At 57.0% G+C, this 25,436-nt stretch carries 16 protein-coding genes and 1 tRNA gene; 7 read left to right on the top strand and 10 right to left on the bottom strand.

What is annotated here, in order from left to right; genetic code table 11:
• Positions 1 to 3: 3 nt before the first annotated feature.
• Positions 4 to 3,462, bottom strand: coding sequence for a TonB-dependent receptor (locus JAO32_RS07570; RefSeq protein WP_334239078.1), 3,459 nt, complete (start codon positions 3,460 to 3,462; stop codon positions 4 to 6).
• Positions 3,463 to 3,751: 289 nt separating this feature from the next.
• Between JAO32_RS07570 and JAO32_RS07575 the strand changes: the two genes are divergently transcribed.
• Positions 3,752 to 5,050: a hypothetical protein gene (locus JAO32_RS07575; protein ID WP_334239080.1), complete on the top strand. Its 1,299-nt coding sequence runs from the start codon at positions 3,752 to 3,754 to the stop codon at positions 5,048 to 5,050.
• A 90-nt stretch (positions 5,051 to 5,140) separates the two neighbouring features.
• Here JAO32_RS07575 and JAO32_RS07580 read toward each other — a convergent pair whose 3' ends face one another.
• Entirely contained in the window at positions 5,141 to 7,018 is a 1,878-nt protein-coding gene (locus JAO32_RS07580) for a peptidylprolyl isomerase (protein ID WP_334239082.1), read from the bottom strand.
• Positions 7,019 to 7,288: 270 nt separating this feature from the next.
• Between JAO32_RS07580 and JAO32_RS07585 the strand changes: the two genes are divergently transcribed.
• Entirely contained in the window at positions 7,289 to 8,908 is a 1,620-nt protein-coding gene (locus JAO32_RS07585; RefSeq protein ID WP_334239084.1) for a S41 family peptidase, read from the top strand.
• 57 nt (positions 8,909 to 8,965) lie between these two features.
• Here JAO32_RS07585 and JAO32_RS07590 read toward each other — a convergent pair whose 3' ends face one another.
• Positions 8,966 to 10,111, bottom strand: coding sequence for a peptidylprolyl isomerase (locus JAO32_RS07590; protein WP_334239086.1), 1,146 nt, complete (start codon positions 10,109 to 10,111; stop codon positions 8,966 to 8,968).
• Between the two features lie 50 nt (positions 10,112 to 10,161).
• Positions 10,162 to 10,236 (bottom strand) — tRNA-Gly (locus tag JAO32_RS07595).
• Between the two features lie 93 nt (positions 10,237 to 10,329).
• Between JAO32_RS07595 and JAO32_RS07600 the strand changes: the two genes are divergently transcribed.
• Entirely contained in the window at positions 10,330 to 11,316 is a 987-nt protein-coding gene (locus JAO32_RS07600; protein ID WP_334239088.1) for a 3'-5' exoribonuclease YhaM family protein, read from the top strand.
• Here the strand turns inward: JAO32_RS07600 and JAO32_RS07605 are convergent.
• The 3 genes from JAO32_RS07605 to JAO32_RS07615 are packed head-to-tail and all read right to left on the bottom strand — an operon-like array spanning position 11,313 to position 17,087.
• Positions 11,313 to 12,617 carry an MgtC/SapB family protein gene (locus JAO32_RS07605; RefSeq protein WP_334239090.1) on the bottom strand — a complete coding sequence of 435 codons (1,305 nt, stop codon included), beginning with the start codon at positions 12,615 to 12,617 and terminating at the stop codon, positions 11,313 to 11,315. The genes JAO32_RS07600 and JAO32_RS07605 overlap by 4 nt on opposite strands.
• 13 nt (positions 12,618 to 12,630) lie before the next feature.
• Positions 12,631 to 15,240 (bottom strand): transglycosylase domain-containing protein, encoded by a 2,610-nt coding sequence (locus JAO32_RS07610; protein ID WP_334239092.1) that lies wholly within the window; start codon positions 15,238 to 15,240, stop codon positions 12,631 to 12,633.
• A 47-nt stretch (positions 15,241 to 15,287) separates the two neighbouring features.
• Positions 15,288 to 17,087, bottom strand: a complete 1,800-nt coding sequence (locus JAO32_RS07615; protein WP_334239094.1) for a proline--tRNA ligase — start codon at positions 17,085 to 17,087, stop codon at positions 15,288 to 15,290.
• A 151-nt stretch (positions 17,088 to 17,238) separates the two neighbouring features.
• On the opposite strand from JAO32_RS07615, the gene JAO32_RS07620 reads away from it, so the two are divergent.
• Entirely contained in the window at positions 17,239 to 17,856 is a 618-nt protein-coding gene (locus tag JAO32_RS07620) for a TlpA family protein disulfide reductase (protein ID WP_334239096.1), read from the top strand.
• Between the two features lie 2 nt (positions 17,857 to 17,858).
• On the top strand, positions 17,859 to 18,386 hold the full coding sequence (locus tag JAO32_RS07625) for a protein-disulfide reductase DsbD N-terminal domain-containing protein (protein ID WP_334239099.1): 528 nt from the start codon (positions 17,859 to 17,861) through the stop codon (positions 18,384 to 18,386).
• Between the two features lies 1 nt (position 18,387).
• Here JAO32_RS07625 and JAO32_RS07630 read toward each other — a convergent pair whose 3' ends face one another.
• A complete protein-coding gene (locus tag JAO32_RS07630; RefSeq protein WP_334239101.1) occupies positions 18,388 to 19,275 on the bottom strand; it encodes an alpha/beta hydrolase family protein in 888 nt (295 codons plus the stop codon).
• Between the two features lie 131 nt (positions 19,276 to 19,406).
• Between JAO32_RS07630 and JAO32_RS07635 the strand changes: the two genes are divergently transcribed.
• Complete coding sequence (locus JAO32_RS07635; protein WP_334239103.1) at positions 19,407 to 20,699, top strand: MFS transporter; 1,293 nt, start codon at positions 19,407 to 19,409, stop codon at positions 20,697 to 20,699.
• Between the two features lie 26 nt (positions 20,700 to 20,725).
• Positions 20,726 to 21,958 carry an acyltransferase family protein gene (locus JAO32_RS07640; RefSeq protein WP_334239105.1) on the top strand — a complete coding sequence of 411 codons (1,233 nt, stop codon included), beginning with the start codon at positions 20,726 to 20,728 and terminating at the stop codon, positions 21,956 to 21,958.
• 67 nt (positions 21,959 to 22,025) lie between these two features.
• Here the strand turns inward: JAO32_RS07640 and ftsH are convergent, their stop codons facing one another.
• A complete protein-coding gene (gene ftsH / locus JAO32_RS07645; RefSeq protein ID WP_334239107.1) occupies positions 22,026 to 23,945 on the bottom strand; it encodes an ATP-dependent zinc metalloprotease FtsH in 1,920 nt (639 codons plus the stop codon).
• A 222-nt stretch (positions 23,946 to 24,167) separates the two neighbouring features.
• Positions 24,168 to 25,250 (bottom strand): tRNA lysidine(34) synthetase TilS, encoded by a 1,083-nt coding sequence (gene tilS, locus JAO32_RS07650; protein WP_334239109.1) that lies wholly within the window; start codon positions 25,248 to 25,250, stop codon positions 24,168 to 24,170.
• Positions 25,251 to 25,436 lie beyond the last annotated feature (186 nt).

The raw sequence follows: 25,436 nt of genomic DNA on the forward strand, positions 1-25,436 counted from the left end.
GTGTTAGAAGACAAGCTTGGCGCCGAGCTGAATGACACGTGGCAGATTTGACTGATCTGACACGCCCGCAATGTGCCCGAAGTTGCTGCTTGTGGAATCTACTGTCGGGCCATTAAACCACTGCGGCGTATTCGTTAGATTCAGGAAGTCTGCGCGCAGTGTAAAGGTCAGACGATCATGGATGGGCGTTTCCTGCATCACGCTTGCATCCAGATTGCGGATGGGAGGATTACGCACGTAGCTGAGTCGTGTGCTCCATATCTGCAGCGTGTCCGAACCACGTGTGACCCACACTGGTGTTTCGCCTGTCTGGCAGTTCTGCGTATTTCCATTGCTGAGCTGCGTGCAGGTGTTAAACCAGCGGTTCAAGGTGGGGTGAGCAAGCTTGGCGCTGACGCCCGTCGGAACGACACCAGTCGGCGTGGTCAACGGCAAACCCGATTGCAGGCGGGCTATCGCACTGATGCGCCATCCGCTAATGATGCCGCGTACCAACGCCGGTGTGGATGCGCCAAATGCCTGGTTGCGACCGAACGGAAGGTTATACACACCATTGATCTGGATGCTGTTCGTCACATCCCATGCAGCTACCACTTTCTCTGGCTTCGCATCCTGAGCATTAGCAAACGATGTTTGTCCCAATGTCTTGGAATACGTGTAAGAGAGGCTGACACTTGCGCCCTTGCCCATACGCTTTTGCAGTAACGCCTGCATGCCGTTGTACATGGATGCACCCACTGAGCTGTACATATCGGAGATAGACAGGAACTGCGGATAAGGACGCAATAACTGGCGACGCTGCACTGTAGACGAATTCAACGTTGTGCCAGGCAGGAGACCGGCAAAAGGATTAGCAACACTTGCGGAAAGATACGTTGTTCCCTTAGCAAGATCGCTCGCGGAGATCTCGTTTATGGAACGAGTAACGCCAATGCTGCTTGTGTGGCTGCCCACATAGCCGACACTGAACAGGACACGAAGCGGAAGTTCACGTTGCAATTCCAACGAATATTGCTGCGTCCAAGGAACGCGACGCGTCGGTTCGGCAAAGGTCAATGCCTGACCGAGATTCGCGGACAATCCAAGTGCAGAACCAGTAGGCTGCTGAATCCCGCTGGGGAACGGGTTATCCAGCGTGTTCGACGGAATGCCGGTAACGACCGAAGTCACCATCGCTGTCTGCTGGCTGAAACCCGGAGGGTTGCCCGGATCATCAAAGGTCTGCGAATACACCAGGCCATAACCGCCGCGCATCACTGTCTTATCGTTCACGCGATACGCTGCGCCCACACGCGGTCCGAAGTTGTTCCAGTCCGTGTTGTAGATGCCTCGCGGCTGACCATTCACACCGGCATACAGCAGGCCACCTTTAAGCGTAAGGCCCGGAACACTGAGCGGGCTGGCTGCGTTGTAATCAAAGCCGCGTGCCAGCGCGTTGTAACGATCCGTGATGGGCGTCATCACGTCCCAGCGCAATCCAGCATTTACTGTCAGGCGATTGGAGAAGCGGATGTCATCCTGCAAAAATAGCGAGTTCAACAATTGCTGCCGAGCAGAGGAGCGGTTCACATCCACATAACCGGAAGCCGCGGAGCCAAGCAGGAATGATGCGATAGAACTGCCCGAGAAAGAGTTCGCGGCACTCGGATCACTGCCCGTAAAGATCGTGTTGAAGGTGAAGTTACCAGAGCTGAATCCCGGCGAGATGTTGTAAACGCGGTTGAGATAGACCTCGCCGCCCATGCGCAACGTGTGACGTCCCGCCTGCAGATAAAGAAGACCTGCAAACGTGTTGCCCTGCGAAATGGGGCTGATACCTTGCGGCTGTGCACCTGCGCCACCATATCCAGACATGTTGAACACAGGAACGTTGTCAGGGATGGCGCTGGCATACGCACTGCTAAAGCCCAGCTTCTGCATGCCATAATTCAGACCCTGATACGCGCCGTTGCGAAGCAGGAATCGTTCAAATGCCGCGCGAACATCCACTGTCATACGCGCATTGAACTCATGCGTGAACTGCACAATAGCGTTATGGTTCTCGCGGTTATAGCGCGAGTTCTTCGTCGTGTCGAAGGGGTTGATTGTGTCATTCGTGGAATAAATAAAGCCACGCGACTCGGTTAGCTTGTTGCGCGAGTAGCGCGTAAAGAAACGAGTGGACGGTGAAATCACATAGTCGCCACGAAGCAACCAGTTATCGAACAAGTCCGTAAACTTACGCGAGTTCGGCCCATTCACCAGGTTGTTCAGATTCGTGACGGCAGTACCTGCAACATTGCCTGCGGGCAAACCGGCGAGCACATTCATCGCCACCTGGCTCATCATGCTCTTCGGAATCACATTTCCAGGAAAGGCATCACGAACATACTTGTTCGTCGTGGGGTCCAAGCGTGTGGAATAAGGGTTGTAGATTGTGCGCAGCAGTTTCTTACCGCTGCCGTCGGTGCCGTAATAGCTGTGCGAAAAGTCGCCGGTGCGCTCAAGTGCCGTGGGTACAGAAGTCGTGAACGGGTCCGGGATGAACTGGCGTAATTCTTCATACGCAAAGAAGCCGAAGACACGATTACGGATGATGGGTCCACCAAACGATCCGCCAAAAGTATTGATGTGCGACGATCCGCGCGGCTGTTTGTTGTAGTTCGAATTGAAGGTGTTCGCATTCAACAGCGTGTTCTGAAGAAGTTCATACGCCGAGCCGTGAAACTGATTAGTGCCGGACTTGGTAACAACGTTCACCACACCGCCGCTCGTCCATCCATACTGCGCGTCGTACACAGAGGTCTGAACGCGAAACTCGTCAGTAGCAGAGACCGGTGGAACATACGCGACGCTGCTGGACTGATACAGCGCTGAAGCACCGTCCACCAGCACTTCATTTCCTCCAGGCTGTCCACCGTTGATGGACATGCCCGTGGAACCGCCCACGTCAAACGGACGAAGGCGCTGTGCGGCCGAGGTTACAGCAACACCTGGAGCCGACCACGCCTGCGCGAAGATGTTCTGCCCCTGCAGCGGCGTGTTCTGCACGCGATTGGTTTCGATCGTCATGCCACGGTCAGCGGATTCCGTATCGACCAGCGACTGGGTCGATGTGACCACAACTTCCTGCGCGACCGTTGCCGCCGCCAACGAGACATTCGTTTCGCTGTTCTGCGCCAGAGACACCACGACGTTCACCATCTTCGTCGTGTTGAAACCACCCTTGCTTACGGTGAGGTCGTAAGTTCCAGGATTGAGAAACGGAATCTTGTAAAAGCCCTCGGCATTTGTGGTGGCTTTCACCAAACCACCATCCTGATGCGAACGTACAGAGACTTCAGCATCTGTAATGGCATAGCCGGAACCGTCCAGCACTCTGCCTGAAATGGAACCGCGATATTCCTGACTTACAAGCGACGTGGAGAAGAGAGTACACGCAGATAGAACAATCGCACTGGTGCGAACGTGGCGAGGCAGCATCGTCATTCCTTAGGGTTCGGTGTTGACCGCCACCAAATTACGTAGACATACAGGCGCACTTCGGGAACGCCATGGTCCATCTACTCGTTCTATTGAGGCGATTGGAATGACAGTAGCTTTCCCCTTTCGGGCCATCCAGACAATTCACCGAAACACGTATCAACCCGCGCGTTATCAATCAGATCGCATCTGTTGCATGCGGAGGATAATCATCGTCTATTCATAATTCGCACCATATTCACGGTGGGTTTGTAGCATGGCAGCAAGCTGACAAGACCAAAGGGAGCCGATGCGCGCAGAGGAGCAAGTCTCATCGCAGGAGAAGCAAGAGGTTGTCGATCGCATTCTCTCCTCGCGACACTTCCAGCGTTCGGAGCGACTCTCCAGCTTCCTGCAACACATCTGCGAATTAGAACGAACAGGACGATGCGATGAGATCAACGAACGCAACATTGGCTCCTCCGTCTTCCAGCTTCCAGAGGACTTTGATCCCACCGTCGACGGCATTGTTCGCTCGCACGCCAGTCGGCTTCGTCGCAAGCTGGAACTGTATTACCTGCGTGAAGGCGCGCAGGAGACAGTCCGCATCTTCATTCCCCGCGGTGGTTATCTTCCTCGCTTTGTAAATGAACGCAAAGGAAACGATGCGGTCGCATCGGAACTCGGTTCCGAAACAAACATCGCCACCCAAGAGATTGATGAAGCAGCGTCAGAGTCGGAAGCCATTTCGGTTTCTCCATCACGAACACGATGGCGATGGGCGTTTGCCGTCGCCGCAATCATCGTTGCTTGTGCAGCAACCATCTTTACCGTGGCGTCGTGGAAGCGTGCTCACGCCGTTGCCAGTGTTTGGGAGACGATGTTCACGGGTGATCGCCAGACATTGATCGTTCCCGGCGACAGCAGTCTGGTGATGTGGCAACAGATGCAACGCCGCAATGTCAGCCTGCAGGAGTACATCACTGGGAGCTTCACACACGAGGCACGCGGCTCTGCCTCTGAACAAACGGCCGCCGACATGCTGGTTTCCAGGCGCTATACCTCTATTCTGGACCTCGATATCGTGCACGGCATTTCAGAAATCGCATGGGGAATGCATCAGTCTCCTTTGCTGCGGTTTGCGAGAGACATACGGCCAAACGATCTGAAGGATCGCAACATTGTTCTCATCGGCAGCGCGGAGACGAATCCGTGGAGCCACATGTTTGAAGGCTCGATGAACTTTGTGCTGGTGAAAGATCAGAATGACACCACCTACACCGTAAAGAACAAACATCCAATGCCCGGCGAACCTTCATCGTGGCGCTCTGATCCCACAGACCAGTTGCATACTGCTTTCTGCAAGGTCATCTTCACCACTGGCAGCGGATCAGCGGATAGTAATGTTCTGATCCTTGAAGGAACTTCCACGGCAGGAACCGAGTGTGCCTGGGAGTTTCTCTCTGATACGAAGCAGATGGCACACTTGCGCAGCCAATCCCACATAAAAGGTAATCGGATGCCTCATTTTGAGGTGCTGCTGCGCACCAGCAATCTGGCAGGCGACGCGACAGCAAACACCATCGTGGCATCGCGCATCCTGCCTTAAACCACCGAAGAGAGCAGAGTCGCAAGGCGAACTGCAAAGCAAAAGGGACAGACGATTTCGTCTGTCCCTTTCCTTCTTCTTTGAACGTAACTACTGTTGAGGCTTGTCTGCGGGAGCAGGCTGCGTTGTATCGCCAGCGGGCTTCGTCGAAGTCCCTGCAGCACTGCTGTCAGTCGCAGGCTTGCTCGGACCATTTACCTGATGCAGACGATCAGGAAGACCGTTGTCATCCAGCGGCGCTGGCTTCTCAACCGTTTTTTCCTGTAGGCGTTCCTTCGGCTCGCCCTTCTGGCGTTTCGGCTTTTTCTTCTTATCTGCAGTACTGCCGTTCAAGCCCAGCGCATTAGACTGCACAGACTTATCCTGCTTCTCTACAGATGTCGCAGCGACTGGCGTCGCCTTGACCTTTTCAAGAACCTTAGCCTTCTGGACGTTTGCCTTCTTCTGCTTTACTTCCACTTCGCGGCTGGCGTAGCGAGTCTTCTTCTGCTTGTCAGCCTTGGGAGCCATCGGATCCGTCTCGTCAGGAGCATTCGCCGCTACGGTGTTCGTGGATTCCTGCAGCGGGCTGATAGCTTGTCCCGGCGCAGCCGCGCTGGTAGCTGCGTTTGCAGCATCGCCATCGGCAGTACCTTCCGGCAACGCCGTGCGCGGAGCCTGTCCGTAGCGAATCTTTTCGCGCTTAATCTTCTTTGGCTTGCCGTTCTTATCCAGCTCCTGCGTAGCAGGTGTAGCGGTAGCAAGGACCTGAGCTCGCTTGCGCTCGTCCATGCGCTGCTTCTCAACCTGCTTCTTCTTCGGAGCAGGTGGCACATACGCGGAGAACACAGGCTTCGTCTGCTTTGCGCTGGCTCCGCTGTCCACAAATCCCTGACGCACATCCAGATAAGCTTCTTCACGCAGCTTGGTCAGATACGCACGCAGAGCAGGCTGAATGGCCTCCTGATACATGGCGTTCTGGACATCGCCTTCAATCTGATCCAGCGGCGGAGAACCTGCCTGCTGATGCTCCGTCACCTTCAGAATGACGTAACCCTGACGGGTGCGGATGGGTTCTGTAAAGCCGCCCACAGGTAGCGGAAACGTCTTTTCTTCCAGCACCTGCGCCAATGCGCCATGCTTGAACTGGCCTAGATCGCCCCCCTGCGCCGCCGTCGGGCCACCCGACGAAGACTTGGCCGTGGCAGCGAAATCCGCGCCGCCCTTGAGCTTGTCGTAAATGCCCTGCGCCGACTTCTGTGCTGCTTCAATCTGCGTATCGTCTGCGTTTGCTGCAGTGGGAACCAGGATTTCCGACAGCCGCACCTGCTCCGGCTGAACAAAATCGGCCTTGTGCTGCTCGTAATATTCGCGCAGAGCCGGACCAGAGATCTTGCCGCTCAGGCTGCGACCCACTTCGTCGCGGATCACTTCGCTGGTAATGATGTTGTTGCGGATGTTTGCCTTGAAGTCTTCAACCGACAGGCCCTGCTGGCGAATGGCAGCTTCCAGCGCTTCCATGGAGGGGAAGTTGTTCTGCTTACGGATATCGTCCATGCGGCGGACAACTTCGGCATCCGGATTCAGGCCGAGTTCCTTGCCCTTCGACAGCAGCAACTGCTGATCGATGAGGTCGCGCAGGAGGTTCTTCTGGCGTTCCGCAGGATCGCCCGCGTTGCCACGGCTGGATGCCAGTTCCTGTTGCAACTGCTGCTCGGCACGTTCCACATCAGACCGCGAAATGATCTGGTCATTGACGCGAACCACAATGTCTTCCACCACAGTTGCATTCGGCGTAATGGAGGGCGTAACCGGCAAGGAGAACTGCGGCGTGGGCTCGGCAATCTGCTGTGCCTGCGGCACGCCTGGCGACTGGTAACGCGGACGCGGCATGTTCTGCGGCGCAGTCTGCGCTACAGCCACGGCAGCGGTGGAGAGAAGAACTCCGGCATAGATGCCGGCGCGGAACAGCCTGTTCAATTCGGTCATGCGTACCTGCGGAGAGACTTGGAAACGGGCACACTGACCCGCACGGTGTTAGACGAGCGAAGGCAAACCATCGTCATCGTCCAAACCATCCTCTCATTCTACAAGTCTCGGGGCAGATAAAGGAGACGCTGGAGCGTTTCGCGAGATAGAAATCGGCGGACGATCGGCCCGCGCCGGGTGACGTACCGGTGCTATACTCCGTCATACTCTGGAGCGCTCTTTGCGGTCTGGAGGAGTGGTCGAAGCAGCAAGCTGAGGTACCGATACCGCATGTCCACACGCACCCGCCGCGCCGTAGTTTCTCTTTCGCTGTTCTTCGCCACGTGCGCGGTCGGCGGCTCGCTGGTGAATAACAGCGTGAACGCCCAGTCCACCACGGACGAGAGTGCCGTACGCGACAGCCTGCATCAGTTCACTGACGTGTACTCCCTGGTGGAGCAAAATTACGCGGACAAGCTGGACCAGGACCACGTCGACAAGATCATCTATGACGGCGCGATCCCGAGCATGCTCCACGTGCTGGACCCGCACTCCAACTTCTACGATCCAAAGGCTTACGCGCAAATGCGCGAGGATCAGCACGGCCGTTACTACGGCGTGGGCATGCACATCCAGCCCCAGCTTAATAAGGATGGCGTGCAGCGCGTGGTCGTGATTGACACCTTTGACGGTTCCCCCGCCTTCAAGTCCGGCATTCGCCCCGGCGACGCCATTCTGACCATCGACGGCAAGAATGCCGACGGCATGGATTCCCTTGCGGTGAGCAACCTGCTAAAGGGTGCCAAGGGAACGCACGTCACCGTCCAGATGCTGCGCGAAGGTCAGGACAAGCCGATCAGCTTTGACCTGGTGCGTGACGAAATTCCGCGTCCCTCGGTCGATCTGGCCGACTTCATCCGCCCCGGAATTGGCTATATTCATGTCACGCAATTCATGGAAACCACGTCACATGAAGTAGGTGACGCTCTTGCCAAGTTCGGTCCCGACCTTCAGGGTCTGATCATTGACCTGCGTGGCAATCCCGGCGGTCTGTTGAATGAAGCCGTGGCCATGAGCGACAAGTTCCTGAACAAAGGCGACATCGTCGTCAGCCAGAAGGGACGCAGCTTCCAGGACGTCGTCTACCGCGCCAACCACGGCGAACAGGGCAAGCGTTATCCCATCATCGTTCTGGTGAACCGCAACACGGCATCCGCTGCGGAGATCGTCTCCGGTGCCCTACAGGATCATGATCGCGCTCTGATCGTGGGTGAAACCACCTTCGGTAAGGGCCTGGTACAGACAGTGTTCCAGATTGCTGAAAACACCGGCCTGGCCCTGACGACCTATCACTACTACACGCCAAGCGGCCGCCTCATCCAGCGTGATTACAACGGCGTTTCGCTCTATGACTACTACTACGTCCGCAACGACGCCAAGCCAGCCGACAAGTCGAACCTTGAAGTGAAGCAAACGGATAGCGGCCGTACCGTCTACGGTGGTGGCGGCATCACACCGGACGAGAAGATCGAATCACCTCGTGCAAACTCCTTCCAGGGCACGATGTTGTCGCACGGCGTCTTCTTCGAATACATGAAGCGCTACCTGGCACATCACACCGTATCGAAGGACTTCGTAGTGGATGACGCGGTTCTCGCCGACTTCAAGAGCTACCTGAAGTCCGAGAAGATTGACTACACCGACGCCGACTTCAACACGAATCAGGCGTGGCTGAAGACCAACATTCGCAGCCAGCTTTTCATCTCGCAGTTTGGTGCGAATGCCGGGTTCAAAGTCGCTCGCGATGAGGATCCTGCTATCGCCAAGGCGCTCACCTTCATGCCGGAAGCTCTGGCACTGGAAGAGCGCAGCGACAAGTCGCGTGAAACAAAGACAGCAAGCATTCAGTAGTTTTTCTTTAACGATCAAGAGAAAGGCCGCCAACTCTGGCGGCCTTTCTTATTTCGTCTACTTATGAATCGTCACGCTGCGGATGATCACTGGCGTCAGAGGGCGATTGTGCTCATCGCGCGGCACACGGGCAATTGCCTCAATGCGCTTCACCGACGCCTCATCACATTGCCCAATGATGGTGAATCCGCTATCCAGACGATGCATGAGATGTTCTGAGAAAAAGAGCTCGCTGTTGTTGGTGTCTTTGCCATTGTTGCCGAAAGCCAAGCGGCCCGGACGATCATAGGTGAGCCCCGGCGTGTCCTCATTCTTAAAGCGAAATCCGATGTCAGTGGCGCCACTGGGATCGTTGGTAATGTCGCCTGTCTGGATCACGAAATCCGGCAGAACACGGTCAAAGATCATGCCATCGTAAAAGCGCACACCATGTTCAACTGCATGTGTCTTGGGATTCGTCCAATCCTTCGTTCCCTCTACCAAACCAACAAACGTCTGCACAGCAATAGGCGATTCCTTTTCAAACAGACGGCAGGTCAGGTTTCCCATGGAGGTATGAAAGACTGCCATGCGTCCTGTGGGTTCTGGCCCTTGCAACTTCGCTTCCACAACCTGCGGCAAAGGCGGCAAACTCAACGGCGGTGGAGCAGTGGAAGCATCGTCCACAATCGATACTCGCAGCAACTTCACCTCTGCGGAAGGATGGTTATCAGCGGACGTCAGCCGATGCGAGATATCCTCCACTACCTTGGTGGATGCCGCATCACACAGGCCGAAGATGGAACGATTCGGCGAATCGGATTCCGCATTGGCATGATCCAGAATCGTGAATCGGGGAGTCATCTTTCCCTTCTCACCAATCATCGCCAGTAGTCCCGGTGCGTCAAAATTCCGATCGCTCGGATCTTCGAGCGGAGTATCTCCAAGCGCCTTCACCGTAACACCCGTTCGCAATCCACCAGATATGGCGCCGGAACTGCCACGCAGCACTGTGTCGTCATAAAACGGCTTCCCAACGCTACCATCCCATGCAATGGTGCCCTTCGCCAATCCGACAAACATGGCGGTAGTTGCAGGCTTACCATCTGCGAACAGATGGCAAGTCACGCGTCCCATTGAGGTATCCATCACAGCCATTTGCGCAGATGCACACGGCGATACAGCAATAGCCGCAGCAGCAAGCAGAGAAAGAGGAATACGCATGAAGAAGGTATATCGCAAGCAGTCCGAAGCGGCCCGAACAAAAAGAAAACTGGAGCGGGAGACCGGGATCGAACCGGCGACATTCAGCTTGGGAAGCTGACGTTCTGCCACTGAACTACTCCCGCTCAGTGTGCCGATTATAGCTTCACCACCCACGCTCTCTGCAAGAACCATTCCTGGCAATGCTGGCATTGTCGTCGCACTATTATGCTGGATGCATGAAGGACTTCTATATTGCCGATGCGGCGACGTATGAAAACGCCGTTGTCACCTCTTACTTTTTGCTGTCGCAGATGTCGGCGCGAGACAAAAAGGGTGGTGGGCAATATCTTGCTCTGACACTAAGCGATCGAACCGGAAGCTTTGACGCACGCATGTGGGACGAAATCGCAGAAGCGCTCGCGACCTGCACCGCAGGCTGCTATGTGAAGGCGATGGGCCGAATTGAACGCTACAACGGCCGATTCCAGATCAACCTTCAGAAGATGCGCCCAGCCACAGAAGAAGAGATTGACGTCACCGACTTCCAGCCCGCAACGCAGTATGACGTGGACGCTTTGTGGACTGAGTTAAACGGCTATGTGGCGGGCTTTCGCAATCCGTGGCTGCAGCAACTGGTGCGCAGCTTTCTGGATGATCCTGAACTTGGACCAGCCTTTCGCTCTGCACCGGCAGCAAAAGTACTGCACCACGCATGGATTGGCGGATTGCTGGAGCATGTGGTTTTTCTGTTACGTCTCTGCGCACGCGTTGCACCGCAATATGCAGATGAAGTCGACCCCGATCTGCTGATGACGGGCGCTATTTTGCATGACTTTGGCAAGGTGCGTGAACTCGCATGGAAGTCCAGCTTCTCGTACACCACGGAAGGCCAACTGCTGGGTCACATCACCATCGCCATCCGTATGTTGCAGGAAAAGATCGCTGCCATCCCTGGCTTCCCGGATCGCCTGCGCATTTTGGTGGAACACATGATCCTGTCGCATCACGGCAAGTTTGAGTTCGGTTCGCCGAAGCTTCCCATGACACCGGAAGCGCTTGTCTTCAGCGCTATCGATGATCTGGAAGCGAAGATGCAGAACATGCGTGCGGAATTTGCGAAGGCAGTAGAAAGCGGAAAGCAACCCGATGAAGTCACAGACTTCTCGCGTTCCATGGAACGTCCTCTGCTGAATTCAAAGGCCTATCTGGCTGGTCAGTCCTAAAACTTTCCCATCTGCAGCACACCCGCATGTTGCAGGTGAACTTGCAGCAGCAGCAATGCGATGCCAACTCCGATCTCGATCGCTGTCCAAATCGCAACGCTGCGCACAATGGGGCGTGCCTGGGTTTGGCGGTAAAGCAACGGTAGATTCGCTGCTGCACTCACCATAGAGGTAACAATCGCAGCCATCGCGCCCTGCGTGGCACTTGCGTCTCCATGCGCTACAAGATTCGCAGCAGCGGCAGTACTGCTGGCGCTGGAAACAGCGCCGCCGATAAAGCTGACCACCAGCAAACCTTCGCTGCCAAGCCAGCGCGTAGCTAGTGTTCCAAAGATCTGAATCAGTAGGAACAGGGCGCCAAAGCGGCTTACCTTTGAAACCGAAATCGGCGAATCCAGATTCAGTGAAACGCCCGTCTGATCATCCGCGGCGCGCCGTTGCAGCCAGATATAGGCACCTGCCACTGCGAGCATTCCAGCCATCGGCAAGAAAGCCTGCTGAGCCGCAGCATTACCGCCAAAGATCGCCAGCAGTGCCAGGTTGCGCACAAGCATGGCCACCGTGGTGTACGTTACGGCAACTCCCGTCTCGCGCAGCATGCCAGCAGCAGGCAGCGTCGTAGCAAGTTCCACAACAGCAGCCGTGGAGTTCACCAGTCCGCCCAGCACAGCAGATAGGGTCACACCCTTCGATCCATACAGGCGTAGCAAAATGTAATTCAGGAAGCCAATGCTGGCGACCACAAGAACCGTCAGCCACGCCTGCCTCGGCTGCAACAGATGCCACGGATCCACAAAGTGATTCGGCAGCAAAGGCCAGATGATGAAACCAAACAATCCAAGAAGCAGCGCACTACGCATCTCCTCGGTCGTAACGCCGCCGGTCAATGCACGAAACTGTGGCTTCAGCGAGAGCAGCCATGTCGTCAGAATGGCTCCGGCAATCGCGGTAAAAACGTGTCCCTGCCCTGAGAGCACTCCCAGAACAAACGTGACCATCAAAGCTGCGGAGGTTGTGCCCTCAACAGACTTCGACTCCATGATGTCGCGCACGTTCAGCATGATGGCCAGCATAATGACACCCACCATGCCCATCACCTGCATCGCGGGTGAAAGGAACGAAGTCAGCACGCCCAGCATGGCGCTGAGGCTGAAAGTGCGAACACCAAACTCCTTGTTTGACCACTGACGTTCGAATCCAATCAGCAGACCAATCGCCAGCGCCACGCCCAGCTTCAGCGCGGTGAGATCGGGAGGAAACTGCGTGCCATCAGGATGAAGTAACTCAGCGTAATGCTGCATTCCGTTCGTGGTCTCAGTGTGGAGTATTGGGCGCTGGCGGTGTCGCAGGCGGCTGCTGCTGCGTATTGTCGTCGTTGTGTTTGCCGAGACCAAACATCTTCTGGAAGAAGTTGCGGTGCTGCTGCGGCTGTCCATCCGGTCCCACAGCAGGCTGCGAACCATTGGCGGGTTGCGAGCCGTTATTGATTCCGCCACCATTCACGCTGGTTCCAGCCGTATCGCTGTTTGTGCCAAACAGGCTATTCATCAAGCCAGAACCGTCCCCCATGTGACTGCAACTGTTGTGCGGTTGCGAGCCATCCAGGAATGCCATCGTCGCGGTCTTACCGGAGCAGCTTCCATCCGCAATCAGATTGGTGCTGAGATCGATGGGATAATTCGTCACGCCTGCGGGTGGTGCAGCGAAGGCCTTCATATCGCTATACTGGGGCAGCTTGATCGCGCGCTTCATAAAGTCTGCCCAAATAGGCGCAGCCGTATCCGCGCCCTGGACCTTCTTGGTCAGGTTGTCGGAGATGTCGGTGTAGTCGTCGTTACCAATCCACACAATGCAGAGCAGGTTTGAAGAATAACCAGCAAACCACACGTCGTGCGATGTACCCGTCTTGCCGGCAGCCGGCGCGGTGAAGCCCATCCCACGGACACCCGCTGCAGTACCGCGCGTCATTACGCCTTCCATGAGTGATTGCGTAAGGTAGGCAGCTTTAGGATCCATCACCTGCCGCGCTTCAGGTGTGAAGTCTGCGACGATATCACCCTTGTCATTGCGCACACTTGCCAGCAGCCATGGATTCAGATGTACGCCTCCATTGGCAAACACGGTATACACACCCGCCATATCCATCGGCGTCGCGCTATAAGTTCCAATCGCCACTGAAGGCGTAGGTTTCGCAGAAGCGATGCCAGCAGAGCGAGCCATTGCTGCCACATTCTCATAGCCCACACGCTGCGCCAGGGAGATAGTTGCTATGTTGAGCGAATGCTCCAGCGCAGTGGCGGCTGTCACCATACCGGGATACTCACCGCGCTCAAAGTTGCCCGGTGTATAGGAACGACCACCCGTGCCAAAGTCTTGCGGATCGTCGTTCAGCGGTGTGAGTGCAGTGAAGGTTCCGCTATCACCCAACTGCATCCCATTCACGCTCTGCGAAAACGCAGTTGCGTAGACCAGAGGTTTAAAGATCGATCCGGTGGGTCGGCTCGACAGTGCGTGGTTCAACTGCGAAAAGCCGTAGTTGCGTCCGCCAACCAACGCCAGCACCTGCCCTGTGTGCGGATCCAGTGCGATGAGGGACACCTGCGGATACTTGATCGGCGTATCGCCCTTGTGGCGCTTGCGAATGATCTCATCAATGCGCGGCATCATCTCTGCTACAGACTCCGCTGCAGCCTTCTGCAAGTCCGGATCAAGGGATGTATAGATGCGAAGCGTGCCGCTGGTGGCCTGATCGCCAAGACGCTGTTGCAACTGGTCATGCACCAGATCGACAAAATATGGCGCTTCGCTCGCATCCACATTCTGCGTTGCAAGGCGAATCGGCTCCGCTTCTGCGCGTTCTTCTTCCTGAGGCGTCAAGGCACCTGTTTCAATCATCGAGCGCAACACGATGTTGCGGCGCTCCAGAGCACGCTCCGGGTGACGAAACGGATTGAAGTAGTTGGGCCGCTGAATAATACCCGCCAGCAGCGCACACTCCGCCACATCTAACTGGCGAAGATCCTTGCCAAAGTACGCCTGCGATGCCTCACCAAAACCATTGATGGCAAACGAACCACGCTGCCCCAGGTTGATCTGGTTGGCATACATCTCAAAGATCTGCTGCTTGTTGAAGCGCGATTCCAACTGCAGGGTGATCATGATTTCGATCAGCTTGCGCTTGAGGTGCTTTTCCGGTGAAAGGAAAAAGCCACGCGCCAACTGCTGCGTTAATGTAGAGCCACCGCAGGAAAAGTGCTGGGTTAGAGCATCCTGCACACCGCATTTCACCAACCGGCCAAAGTTCAGTCCGTTGTGTTCGAAGAACCTGCGGTCTTCAATGGCAGTAACAGCCTGCACCAACTGCTTCGGAATCTGGTCGTATGTCACCAGTCTGCGCTTGATGCGGTTCTTGTCTTCGCTTAGACCTGTGATGAGTTGCGGCTCCAACTCATACGCACGCAGCGCAACACCATTCTCAGCGGTAATGCTCTGCACCGTGCCACCGCTGGTGTTGATCGTTGCGCCGTCCGTGTTGTGGAACGATGCCGGTCCCGGCTTGATGGAGATGCTGTCGCCCGAAACCCTGAAGGTACCAAGCTGTGTATTGGTGTTGTAACCAGCACGATGCAGGTCCTGCGCAATGGATGCCGCAGTCATTCCCTGCCCCGGACGGATCTCGCGCGGCGCAGCATAAATCTGCGCTGTGGAGGCGAAGAGCGGCCCATTGTTGAGCCGGTCATCCACCACTTTCTGATAGTGGTTGTAGTAATAACCGAAGATGATGGCGCCAAGCAGAAGACACGCCAGCGCCACGATCAGAAGCGCCATGACAGCGCGCTTCCATAACGGACGATCCGTGCCGTGATGCACCGGAATGCCCTCGTGATCGTAACGCTTGCTACCGAGCTTAAGCTTGACTGCCAATCGTCCTCCCCTGCTTCTTCCTTGCTCTTGGACGTATTTCGTCCCGCTTAGGCTTGCTGCTTGCGCGCTGCTTTCAATGCCGTAACGACCTCGGCAACAGCGACATCTTCTGTCCGTCCCTGAAGGCGATCCACCAACTCCACAAAGCCCTCAGCAAGACGCTTGCCGATGGTCACGCGATACGGCACACCGATCAGATCTGCATCCTTGAACTTCACGCCAGCAGAACCGTCACGGTCATCCAGCAGAACATCAAAACCAGCAGCTTCCAGTTCGGCAGCAATCTTCTCGCCTGCCTCTGCCAGCGCTGCATCCGTCTGCTTCGTTACCGTCACCACCACTTCAAACGGCGCAATCGACGCAGGCAGAACATAGCTCCATTCGCCCTTGTCGTTCTTGCCGTTCTTCGCGGCTGACTGTTCAATCGCAGCGGTCAGAATGCGCTCAATGCCAATGCCATACGAGCCCATGATCGGCGTGGTTTCCTTGCCATTCTTATCCAGAACACGCGCGCCCATACTCTCGCTGTACTTGTAACCCAGCTTGAAGATGTGGCCAATCTCCACAGCCTTGCCCAAACGCAACGCAATGCCTGCAACCGGATCAGCCTCGCCCTCGTTGATGTTGCGCACATCAGCGATGACGGTCGCCGTAAAGTCACGGCCCGGGGTCACGTTGCGAAGGTGGTATTCCTCCTTGTTCGCACCTGCAATCAGGTTCGCGCGGCCTTCCAGTGCGGCATCCAGAATTACCATGATGCCCTTGTCATCGCCAGCCTCAGCTGCAACCACGCCAATCGGTCCAAGATAGCCCGCAGGAGCATTGAAAGTCGCCTCAATCTCCTCCGGCACCATGGGACGCAACTCAGCACCAGCCACCAGCGCGCCTAGCTTGGCCTCGTTCAGCTGGTGGTCGCCACGCAGGAAAACAACCAGCGAGCGAGTCTTCACCACACCCTTTGCATCCGCAGGCCACGTGGCCATGTAGGCCATGGTCTTGATCTGGTGAACTTTTTCCACCTTCAGGAACTCGCCCACTTCGTCAATCGTGCGCTGTCCGGGCGTATGCACTAACTCCGGAGCACCCGCCGTTGCTTCCAGATCAGCGACAGCTTCCAGCTTTGACGTAGCTTTCTCAATGTTCGCAGCGTAAACAACTTCGCCAGCATCATTGCGCGCTGAGGCAATCCAGTCCTCACCGGCTTCGGTGTAGACCATGAATTCCTGCGACTGCGATCCGCCCATTGCCCCTGAATCGGCCTCAACTCCGACAAACTCCAGACCGCAACGCGTGAAGATACGGCGGTAAGCGGCATCATGCAGGTCGTAGCTATGGTCCAGACCGGCCTGGTCAATATCGAACGAATACGCGTCCTTCATGGTGAACTGGCGCACGCGCAGAAGGCCCGATTTCGGGCGGGGTTCGTCGCGGAACTTCGTCTGAATCTGGTACCAGATTTGCGGTAACTGCTTATAGCTGCGGATTTCGTTACGCGCGATGGAGGTCATAATCTCCTCGTGCGTCATGCCCAGGCACAGGTCTGCGCCCTTACGGTCCTTCAGGCGGAACATGTTGTCGCCCATGCCCGTCCAGCGGCCACTCTCTTCCCAGATTTCACGCGGGTTCAGCGCCGGCAGGAAAAACTCCTGCCCGATCTTGTCCATCTCTTCGCGCACAATGGCGTTGATCTTGTTGATGGAGCGCGTGGCCAGCGGCAGGTAGCTGTAGATGCCAGCACCAAGCTGGCGAACGTAACCTGCGCGAAGCAGAATCTGGTGGCTTGCCACCTCGGCGTCCGCAGGAGCTTCGCGGAGCGTGGGAATAAACAGTTTGGACCAGCGTTGCATTGCTTTTGTGTGCTTTCTGCGCCGCAAAAAGTGCGCGGCAAAGTGTCCCTCCATTCTACCGGCTCGCTTCGCCCGATTCGTGCCACCCCAAGAATCCTCTGCATCGGTACACTGGTACAGATCATCTGTATCTGTTGAGGTCTCTGTCGAAATGCGTAATGCCCTGGTCGGTGGAATCATTGTCGTGGTCGTCGCTGTGCTGGTCTGGGCCGGCATTCACAATGTGAAGGCGCGCCGCGCCGCGGAAGCTGACGCGAAAAATCACCAAATGACCATCACCGTGGACAAGCCCGGTGCAACGGCATCCATGGATTCTCCCGTGGCGGACCTCCGCGGTAAACCCGCTGCCATCTTCACGCTCACCAGCAACACCGGCAAGCGCATCTCTCTGAACGACTACAAGGGAAAGCCCGTTCTATTGAACTTCTGGGCCACCTGGTGCACCCCGTGCAAGGTAGAGATGCCCTGGTTTGAGGAGTTCCAGAAGAAGTACGCCGCGCAGGGCTTGCAGGTCGTCGGCATCAACGAAGATGAAGACGCCAAGAGCCCCGAGATTCAAGCACAGATCAAGAAGGTGCTGGAAAACACCGGCGTGGATTACACCATCCTGATGAGCGATCAGAAGGTGGGCGATGCCTATGGCGGCCTGGATGTTCTGCCTGCCACCTTCTACATTGACCGCAACGGCAAGATCGTCGCGCAAGCCATCGGCCTAGCACCCAAGGAAGAGGCTGAGGCCAACATCCAGAAGATTGTGGCAGGAAGCTGAGGATGAAGATGCGCTCCATCGCAACCGGATTGAATGCGTTACGCCTCGCCGCGGCGGTGATCGGGCTTTTGCTCGTTGGCCTGAAACCAGCGCATACGCAGAGCATGAATGTCGGCCAGCCCACTGCCGCCAAGAAGGGCCATGTTGATTTCATCGCGGACGGGCAGTCCATCGCCGCCAATCAGCCTGCGACTGTAAAGCTGCACTTCCGCGTAGATCCCGGTTTTCACATCAACTCACACTCCCCGAAGAGCGACGTGCTCATCCCCACGCGACTCACGGTAGCGATGCTTCCAGGTGATCCGGAAGTGACGAACGTCGACTTCCCCGCTGGCGAGCCATTCTCGTTTGCCTTTGAACCCAAGCAGAAGCTGGATGTGTATCAGGGCGACGTCGTACTGACTGCCCACCTGAAGGCAAAGCCTGGCCAGCACTCGCTCAAAGCCGAGCTGTACTACCAGGCCTGCGATCACGCCGCCTGCTACCCGCCAAAGAAGCTGCCCATCGAACAGCCCTACACCGCGAAGTAATCTACTTCAGCGGCAGGCTCTTCAACCATTGCAGAACGGTTGCGGATAGCTCCAAACGCTTGTCGGAATAAGAGTGATCCGTTGCAAAATGCACGGATGTCACTGCAGCATCTCCATCCTTGCGCACGGCTTCGGCCAGTGCATTATCCACTCCAGCAAGGCCATCATCCGATGTGACATTCAGGAGTGGCCGCGTGGAGAGCGCCTTGGCATTAGCAAGAAAGCGCCACTGCGCAGCATGGTCCAGCGTTTCCTGTGCCAGCGCATCCGGCGACGTGCCACTCAGCGGAGCCATTCCCTCTATTGCCAGCCCCTCGCTGATTCGTTTGAGTGCCACCGGTTCGGCCTGCTTCGGCAGATGCTCCGGGATTCTCCCTGCCATATCGGCCGCTGAGATCAACCCGATTGCGGTGATCGTCGGATCCGCTGCGCCAGCCTGCACTGCGGCAAATCCGCCTGCGCTGTGTCCCAGTAGAACGATGTGTTTGCTATCTGCACGCAACTTCTGCGCATTCGCGGGATCACGCACATAAGCCACAGCGGAAGCGACATCTTCCACCACATGCGTAAACGAATAATCTCCCGGCGAACCCCACGCACCGCGATAGTGGAAGAACAACACATCCCATCCGGCGCGACGCATGTCCTGTGCCAGATCAAGGTTCTGTTCGTTCCCAGGAAAGCCGTGCAGTAGCACGACCACTGGGTGCGGACCAGCGCCCTCCGCCACATACACGAGCCCGTTCATTAGAGAGCCGTGGCTCGGGATCTGCATGGTTTCCATAGCAGCACGATTCTGCTGAGGTGCAGTTGATTGGGACACAGCCGCAAGGGTGACACCGCAAAACATCGTGGCGACAGCAGCGCTACGCAAACGCGACATGCTCATGATCCGTTTCCTATGTGAAAGATGTATTCCCACCAGCCTCTCGCCCCGCGCTCGTCGGGTCAAGAAAATCCTGTAAGCACGGGCTCATTTGCCATGTGCTTTTCTCGTGTTTCTTCCTGTAGGCTTGCGCCGTGGCCTATTCCACCGAACAACTTGCGCTCTATCGCCGCATCTCTCTGCGCGTGGCGCCGCTGGCGCTACTGCTGTACCTGGTTGCGTTTCTTGACCGCGTGAACGTCAGCTTTGCCGCGCTCACCATGAACCACGACCTCGGCATCTCCGAGTCCACCTACGGTCTTGCTGCAGGCATTTTCTTTCTCGGCTACATGGTGCTGGCGATCCCCAGCAACTACATGATCGTAAAAGTCGGCGCACCACGCTGGGTCGCAGTGTTGATGATCACGTGGGGCATTGTTGGTTGTGCGACCGCGTTCGTTCACGGTGCCCCCGCGTACATCACGCTGCGTTTCCTGCTCGGTGCAGCCGAATCCGGCTTCCTGCCCGGCATTGTGTATTACCTGACACGATGGCTCCCCGGAAAAGCGCGTGCAGGAATACTTGCCCTGCTGTATCTCGCGATTCCGCTCTCCAGTGTGATCGGTTCCCCTATCTCTGCGGCACTGCTGCGCATGAACGGCGTGGGCGGCCTGCATGGCTGGCAGTGGCTCTTTCTGATGGAAGCGATACCTGCCATCGCTCTTGGATGTGCGGTGCCTTGGCTACTCGATGCCGGCCCTGAAACAGCCACTTGGCTTAGTCACGAAGACAAACAGATGCTGCAGCAGAGCATGGAAGACGAGGCTAATGCCACCATCCATGCAACAAGCTCAGACCGAGCGCCGATGGGGCTGCTGGCCATGCTAGCGGCAACCTATTTCATGCTGATGATCGGCCTCTACGAACTCGGCTTCTGGACGCCAAGATTAATTGCCAGCTACGGCATAAGCCTGCGCTGGCTGGGCTGGTTGAACGCACTGCCTTATGCCGTGGGAGCAATTACCCTGCTGCCTTGGTGCCGATGGTCTGATCGCATCGCCTCGCGCGGTGGCAACCGCCGCTGGATACTCGCAGCATCGTTCCTCTCCGGCTGCGCGGGCTTTTTGTTGACCGCGTTTGCGCCATCGCTGCCGATGCTGCTGGTGGCCATCTCCATCGCAGCCTTTGGCGTATACGTCTCCATGCCGATCTTCTGGGCCGGAGTGAGCCAGAGCGTATCGCCTGCTGCAGTAGCCTTTGCCATTGCACTGATCAATTCCATTGGCAACATTGGCGGCTTCCTTGGCCCGTATGCCACCGGATGGCTGTTAGATCGCACACACAGCTACGCCGTGGGACTTTCCTGCACAGCAGCGGCATTGCTCATTGGCACCGCGCTGGTTTTGCTGGCGTTTCGCAAAGACACAAACGCACCGACGCTTTCATAGATCGCAAACCAAAACGAAGGAACCGAATGGCTTCTCTCACATTGGAAACCGCACCGCAACAACCCACAGGCGCGGAACCTGCAAAGAGCAACGCGCCACGGCGAAACATTGCAGTGGACGCCTATCGCGGTCTGGTGATGCTGCTGATGATGGGAGAAGTGTTGCGCTTTGGCGCTGTCTCCCGCGCCTATCCCGACAGTCGCTTCTGGCAAATCCTCGCCTTCAACCAGAGTCACGTGGAGTGGGCAGGCATGTCGCTGCACGACACCATCCAGCCTGGCTTTACCTTCCTCGTCGGTGTCGCACTTCCTTACTCCATTGCCAGCCGCTTACGTCGAGGCGAGAGCTTCCCACGCATGATGCTGCATACGCTGTGGCGCGCGATTCTGCTCATAGCCCTCGGCATTTTTCTACGTTCCACACATAGCGTGATGACGAACTTCACCTTTGAAGACACGCTCACGCAGATCGGTCTCGGATATCCAATCGCCTTCCTGCTGGCCTTCGCGCGCCCCCGTTGGCAATGGACAGCACTGGGCGTGATTCTTGTTGGATATTGGGCGGCATGGGCGCTGTATCCGCTTCCCGGAGCAGACTTCAACTACGCCGCCGTCGGCGTACCCGCGGATTGGTATCACAACTTCACAGGCTTCCTGGCTCATTGGAATAAGAACAGCAATCTGGGCCAGGCCTTCGATGTCTGGTTCCTCAACCTGTTCCCGCGTGAGCATCCGTTTCTCTACAACAGTGGCGGTTACCTCACTCTCAGCTTCATCCCGACCCTCGGAACCATGTTGCTGGGTCTTGCCTGCGGGCGTTGGATTAAGGCGGCTGAACCCGGTGTTCCCCTACGCCGTATGTTGCAGGCCGCTGGCATACTGATCGCGGCAGGATTGCTGTTGCACTTCAGCCACATCTGTCCCATCGTGAAACGCATCTGGACACCTGCATGGACGCTGTTCAGCGGAGGCGTCTGCTTCCTCTTCCTCGCTGCATTCACGTGGCTCATTGAGGTGAAGCAGATTCGTCGCTGGGCCTTCCCGCTTACGGTGGTTGGCATGAACTCCATCGCCGCCTACCTGATGGCACACCTGTGGGAGAAGTTCATCATCAGCAGCTTTCAGATCAATCTTGGCCTTCGGCCGTTCTTGATCTTCGGAGCTGGGCTTGAGCCACTGATGATGGGCATTGCCGTGATGATCACGTACTGGCTGATTCTCTACTGGATGTTCCAGCGCAAGATCTTCCTGCGTATCTGATCCGAGCAATCCACTCAAAACAGAAAGCCCACTCCGAAGAGTGGGCTTTCTTATGTTCGTCCTGAGATTACGCCGGGGAAGGACGACCTTCACCGAAGCCAGGCGCGCGGCCCGCATCCGGCTTGATCACCTTCTGCGTATCGCCGCCGCCGGGTTCAGCGTAGGCCAGCGCAGACTTCATAGGCGGCAGATCCTTGCCTGCGATGATCAGCTTGATCTCCTCGGCATCCAGCGTCTCACGCTCCAGCAGAAGCTGGCTCATACGATGCATGATGTCGTGGTTGCTATCCAGCACGTTATAGGCGTGACGGTAAGCCTCATCCATGAACCGCTTCACCTCAGCATCAATGGCCTGCGCCGTCGAGTCTGAGAAGTCACGGTGCTGCTGAATCTCGCGACCCAGGAAGATTTCGCCACCTTCCTTCTTGCCGTAGGTCATGGGTCCCAGGTTGGACATGCCGTATTCGCAGACCATCTTGCGCGCCAGATCGGTAGCACGCTCAATGTCGTTACCTGCGCCCGTGGTCATCTCCTTCAGGAAGATTTCCTCGGCGCAACGTCCGCCCATCATCATGGCCAGACGAGCCTGCAGGTAGCCCTTGGTGACGGTGTGCTGATCCTCTTCCGGCAGGTACACCGTCACACCCAGCGCCATACCGCGCGGAATGATGGTGACCTTGTGCAGCGGATCGCTGTTCTCCGTCAGAGCAGAGACGAGGGTATGGCCGGCTTCGTGGTACGCCGTCACCTTCTTCTCCTGATCAGAAAGCAGCATGCTCTTACGCTCTGCACCCATCAGGACCTTGTCCTTGGCGACTTCGAAGTCGAACATGTGGACGGCCTTGCGATTGTGACGAGCGGCCGTGAGAGCAGCTTCGTTCACCATGTTCGCCAGGTCAGCGCCGCTGAAGCCCGGTGTGCCACGAGCGAGAATGTTCAGGTTCACGTCGTCCGCCATGGGGACCTTCTTCGCGTGGACCTTGAGAACTTCCTCACGGCCACGGATATCGGGACGATCCACGATGACGCGGCGATCAAAACGGCCGGGACGCAGCAGCGCCGGATCCAGAACATCAGGACGGTTCGTGGCTGCGATCAGGATGACGCCTTCGTTCGATTCGAAGCCGTCCATCTCAACCAGCAACTGGTTCAGCGTCTGTTCACGCTCATCGTGTCCGCCGCCGAGGCCAGCGCCACGGTGGCGGCCCACTGCATCGATTTCATCGATGAAGATGATGCACGGAGCATTCTTCTTGCCCTGCTCAAACAGGTCGCGCACACGCGATGCGCCCACGCCGACGAACATCTCCACAAAGTCCGAACCGGAGATGGAGAAGAACGGCACGTTTGCTTCGCCTGCAACGGCGCGAGCCAGCAGGGTCTTACCCGTTCCCGGAGGTCCGACGAGCAGCACGCCCTTGGGGATGCGGCCGCCCAGCTTCTGGAACTTCTGCGCCTCGCGCAAGAACTCAATGATTTCCTTCAGCTCTTCCTTGGCTTCGTCTACGCCCGCCACGTCCTTGAACGTGACCTTCTTCTGCTGCAGCGAAAGCAGGCGTGCGCGGCTCTTACCAAAGCTGAGAGCCTTGTTGCCGCCCGACTGCATCTGGCGCAGGAAGAACAGGAAGACGCCCAGAATGAGCATCATAGGCAGGAACTGCACCAGCGCCGCAAACCAGAACGAGTTCGACTGGTCCTTGATGGTGACGTTGACGCCCTTGTCGTGCAGGTTGGTGTACAGGTCGGGGTAGTTGGCCGGGATCGTCGTATGGAAGGACTCTTTCGAATCCTTGAACTTGCCGGTGACGTCAGTTCCGTTGACCGTAACTTCAGCGACGCGACCCTTGTCGGCGTAGTCCTGCAACTGCGTAAGGCTGATGGCCGAATCATGACCGCCTGTGGCGCTGTGCATTACGAACTGCCAGACGGAGAGGACGCAAGCGATCATCAACACCCAGATCAGAACGGTCTTTACAGTGGAATTCAACGTTAGGTTCCCTTCTCTTTCGGCCACGGCGCGATCGGTTTAAATCTCCGTCACGACCGGCTCCCTTGCCTTGAAACATGGCCCATGGATTAGACGCATGGAGTGACGGTAAGGTTCGGAGAGCTTCGGCGACGATTACACCGTAATGGCTACGATTCTACTCCCGCACCGTAACGTACGTTGAAGGAAAGCATAGTTTTTGTGACAACTCAGGACAGACCTTTACCGGTTTGGGCCGCCGTCGCTCACCCGGACCAGTCGCAACTCCCGGACCGACCTCTCGGCACGCACCCCGTGAGCCAGTTGCAGACGACTGTTCGGCTTCGTCGGAACCGTCGGATCTGGCGGCGTCTCCGGAGGAGCCAGCCCCGCCAGCATAAGGATGCGCAAAGTCTCGGAAGCCCCTAAACGCACGCCCATTCGCTCTACTGCAGCGCGAATCAGGCGTCGCCGGGTTGGCAAATCCAGTCCCCGCAACCGCTCCAACTCGAACGCCACCCCCTGCTCCTCGGGCGAGGTCGCCACGGCACGACCACCTCCGCGGACTGGTTTCCCGGGCATGACAAGCTGTTGGAGCAACCGGGCAATCTCCGGTTGCCAGCGCGCATGTTCCTCCCGTGCCAGTTCGGCCGTGGCAGAAAGTGTCGCACCGATGGAAGGGTTGAACTCCCGCAGCAAAGGCATCAAGGCCCCGCGAACGCGGTTCCGGGTGTACACCGTGGAGGCGTTCGTGGAATCCTCACACCACGTCTGGTTCCGGCTTTTTAAAAACGCCAGCACATCCTGACGCGACGCAGGCAACAAAGGCCGAATAAGTCTCCCCGAAGCGCGCTCCATCACCGGCGAGATACCGCCTAGCCCCTCCGTCCATGCGCCGCGGATCAGCTTCATCATCACCGTCTCAGCCTGATCGTCCTGCGTATGCGCCGTGGCAATGGAATGAACTATCCCCTGCTGCATCAACCGGTCGAAAAATTCCAGACGCGCATTGCGGGCAGCCTCTTCAATCGTCTCTCCATTCCCAGCAGCCTGCGCCGGAACATCTACACGGTCAACATGAAACGGCACATCAAGGCGCGAGCAGAGTTCGCGCAGAAACTCCAGGTCTCCGTCCGCTTCCTCGCCACGGATGCCGTGTTGCAGATGCGCCGCGGAAATCCCGATACCCAACACCGCTGCCTCTTCTCGCAACGCCAGCAGGAGCGCGGTGGAATCAGCCCCACCGCTCACAGCAACAGCGATGCGCTCGCCCATCTTCATCAGGGAACGGTTGAACGGAAGGGAGACACGAGAGGGAGCAGGCATCTTCTTCATCCTACGGGTAAGCTGCTGAGAGGAGACACACCATGCAGGCCATGCGCGACATTCTGCGAACTTCCCTGGCCAAGTCACTGGATACCTTGACGCCGCTGGATCGTCTGGGCGCAGCATGGGCCGTCGCCGCAGGGCACGCCACAGCCAGCCGAACCGCAGTCTCCGCCTTTCAAGACG

This window comes from Terriglobus sp. ADX1 (assembly GCF_036877645.1).
Lineage (GTDB): Bacteria > Acidobacteriota > Terriglobia > Terriglobales > Acidobacteriaceae > Terriglobus.

Excerpts from the sequence above, each read along its gene's own strand:
- JAO32_RS07630 (WP_334239101.1), bottom strand. The coding sequence starts at position 19,275 with ATGAGCATGTCGCGTTTGCGTAGCGCTGCTGTCGCCACGATGTTTTGC.
- JAO32_RS07615 (WP_334239094.1), bottom strand. The coding sequence starts at position 17,087 with ATGCAACGCTGGTCCAAACTGTTTATTCCCACGCTCCGCGAAGCTCCT.
- JAO32_RS07600 (WP_334239088.1), top strand. The coding sequence starts at position 10,330 with ATGAAGGACTTCTATATTGCCGATGCGGCGACGTATGAAAACGCCGTT.
- JAO32_RS07640 (WP_334239105.1), top strand. The coding sequence starts at position 20,726 with ATGGCTTCTCTCACATTGGAAACCGCACCGCAACAACCCACAGGCGCG.
- JAO32_RS07590 (WP_334239086.1), bottom strand. The coding sequence starts at position 10,111 with ATGCGTATTCCTCTTTCTCTGCTTGCTGCTGCGGCTATTGCTGTATCG.
- JAO32_RS07625 (WP_334239099.1), top strand. The coding sequence starts at position 17,859 with ATGAAGATGCGCTCCATCGCAACCGGATTGAATGCGTTACGCCTCGCC.
- tilS (WP_334239109.1), bottom strand. The coding sequence starts at position 25,250 with ATGCCTGCTCCCTCTCGTGTCTCCCTTCCGTTCAACCGTTCCCTGATG.
- JAO32_RS07585 (WP_334239084.1), top strand. The coding sequence starts at position 7,289 with ATGTCCACACGCACCCGCCGCGCCGTAGTTTCTCTTTCGCTGTTCTTC.
- JAO32_RS07620 (WP_334239096.1), top strand. The coding sequence starts at position 17,239 with ATGCGTAATGCCCTGGTCGGTGGAATCATTGTCGTGGTCGTCGCTGTG.
- JAO32_RS07580 (WP_334239082.1), bottom strand. The coding sequence starts at position 7,018 with ATGACCGAATTGAACAGGCTGTTCCGCGCCGGCATCTATGCCGGAGTT.
- JAO32_RS07570 (WP_334239078.1), bottom strand. The coding sequence starts at position 3,462 with ATGCTGCCTCGCCACGTTCGCACCAGTGCGATTGTTCTATCTGCGTGT.
- JAO32_RS07575 (WP_334239080.1), top strand. The coding sequence starts at position 3,752 with ATGCGCGCAGAGGAGCAAGTCTCATCGCAGGAGAAGCAAGAGGTTGTC.
- JAO32_RS07605 (WP_334239090.1), bottom strand. The coding sequence starts at position 12,617 with ATGCAGCATTACGCTGAGTTACTTCATCCTGATGGCACGCAGTTTCCT.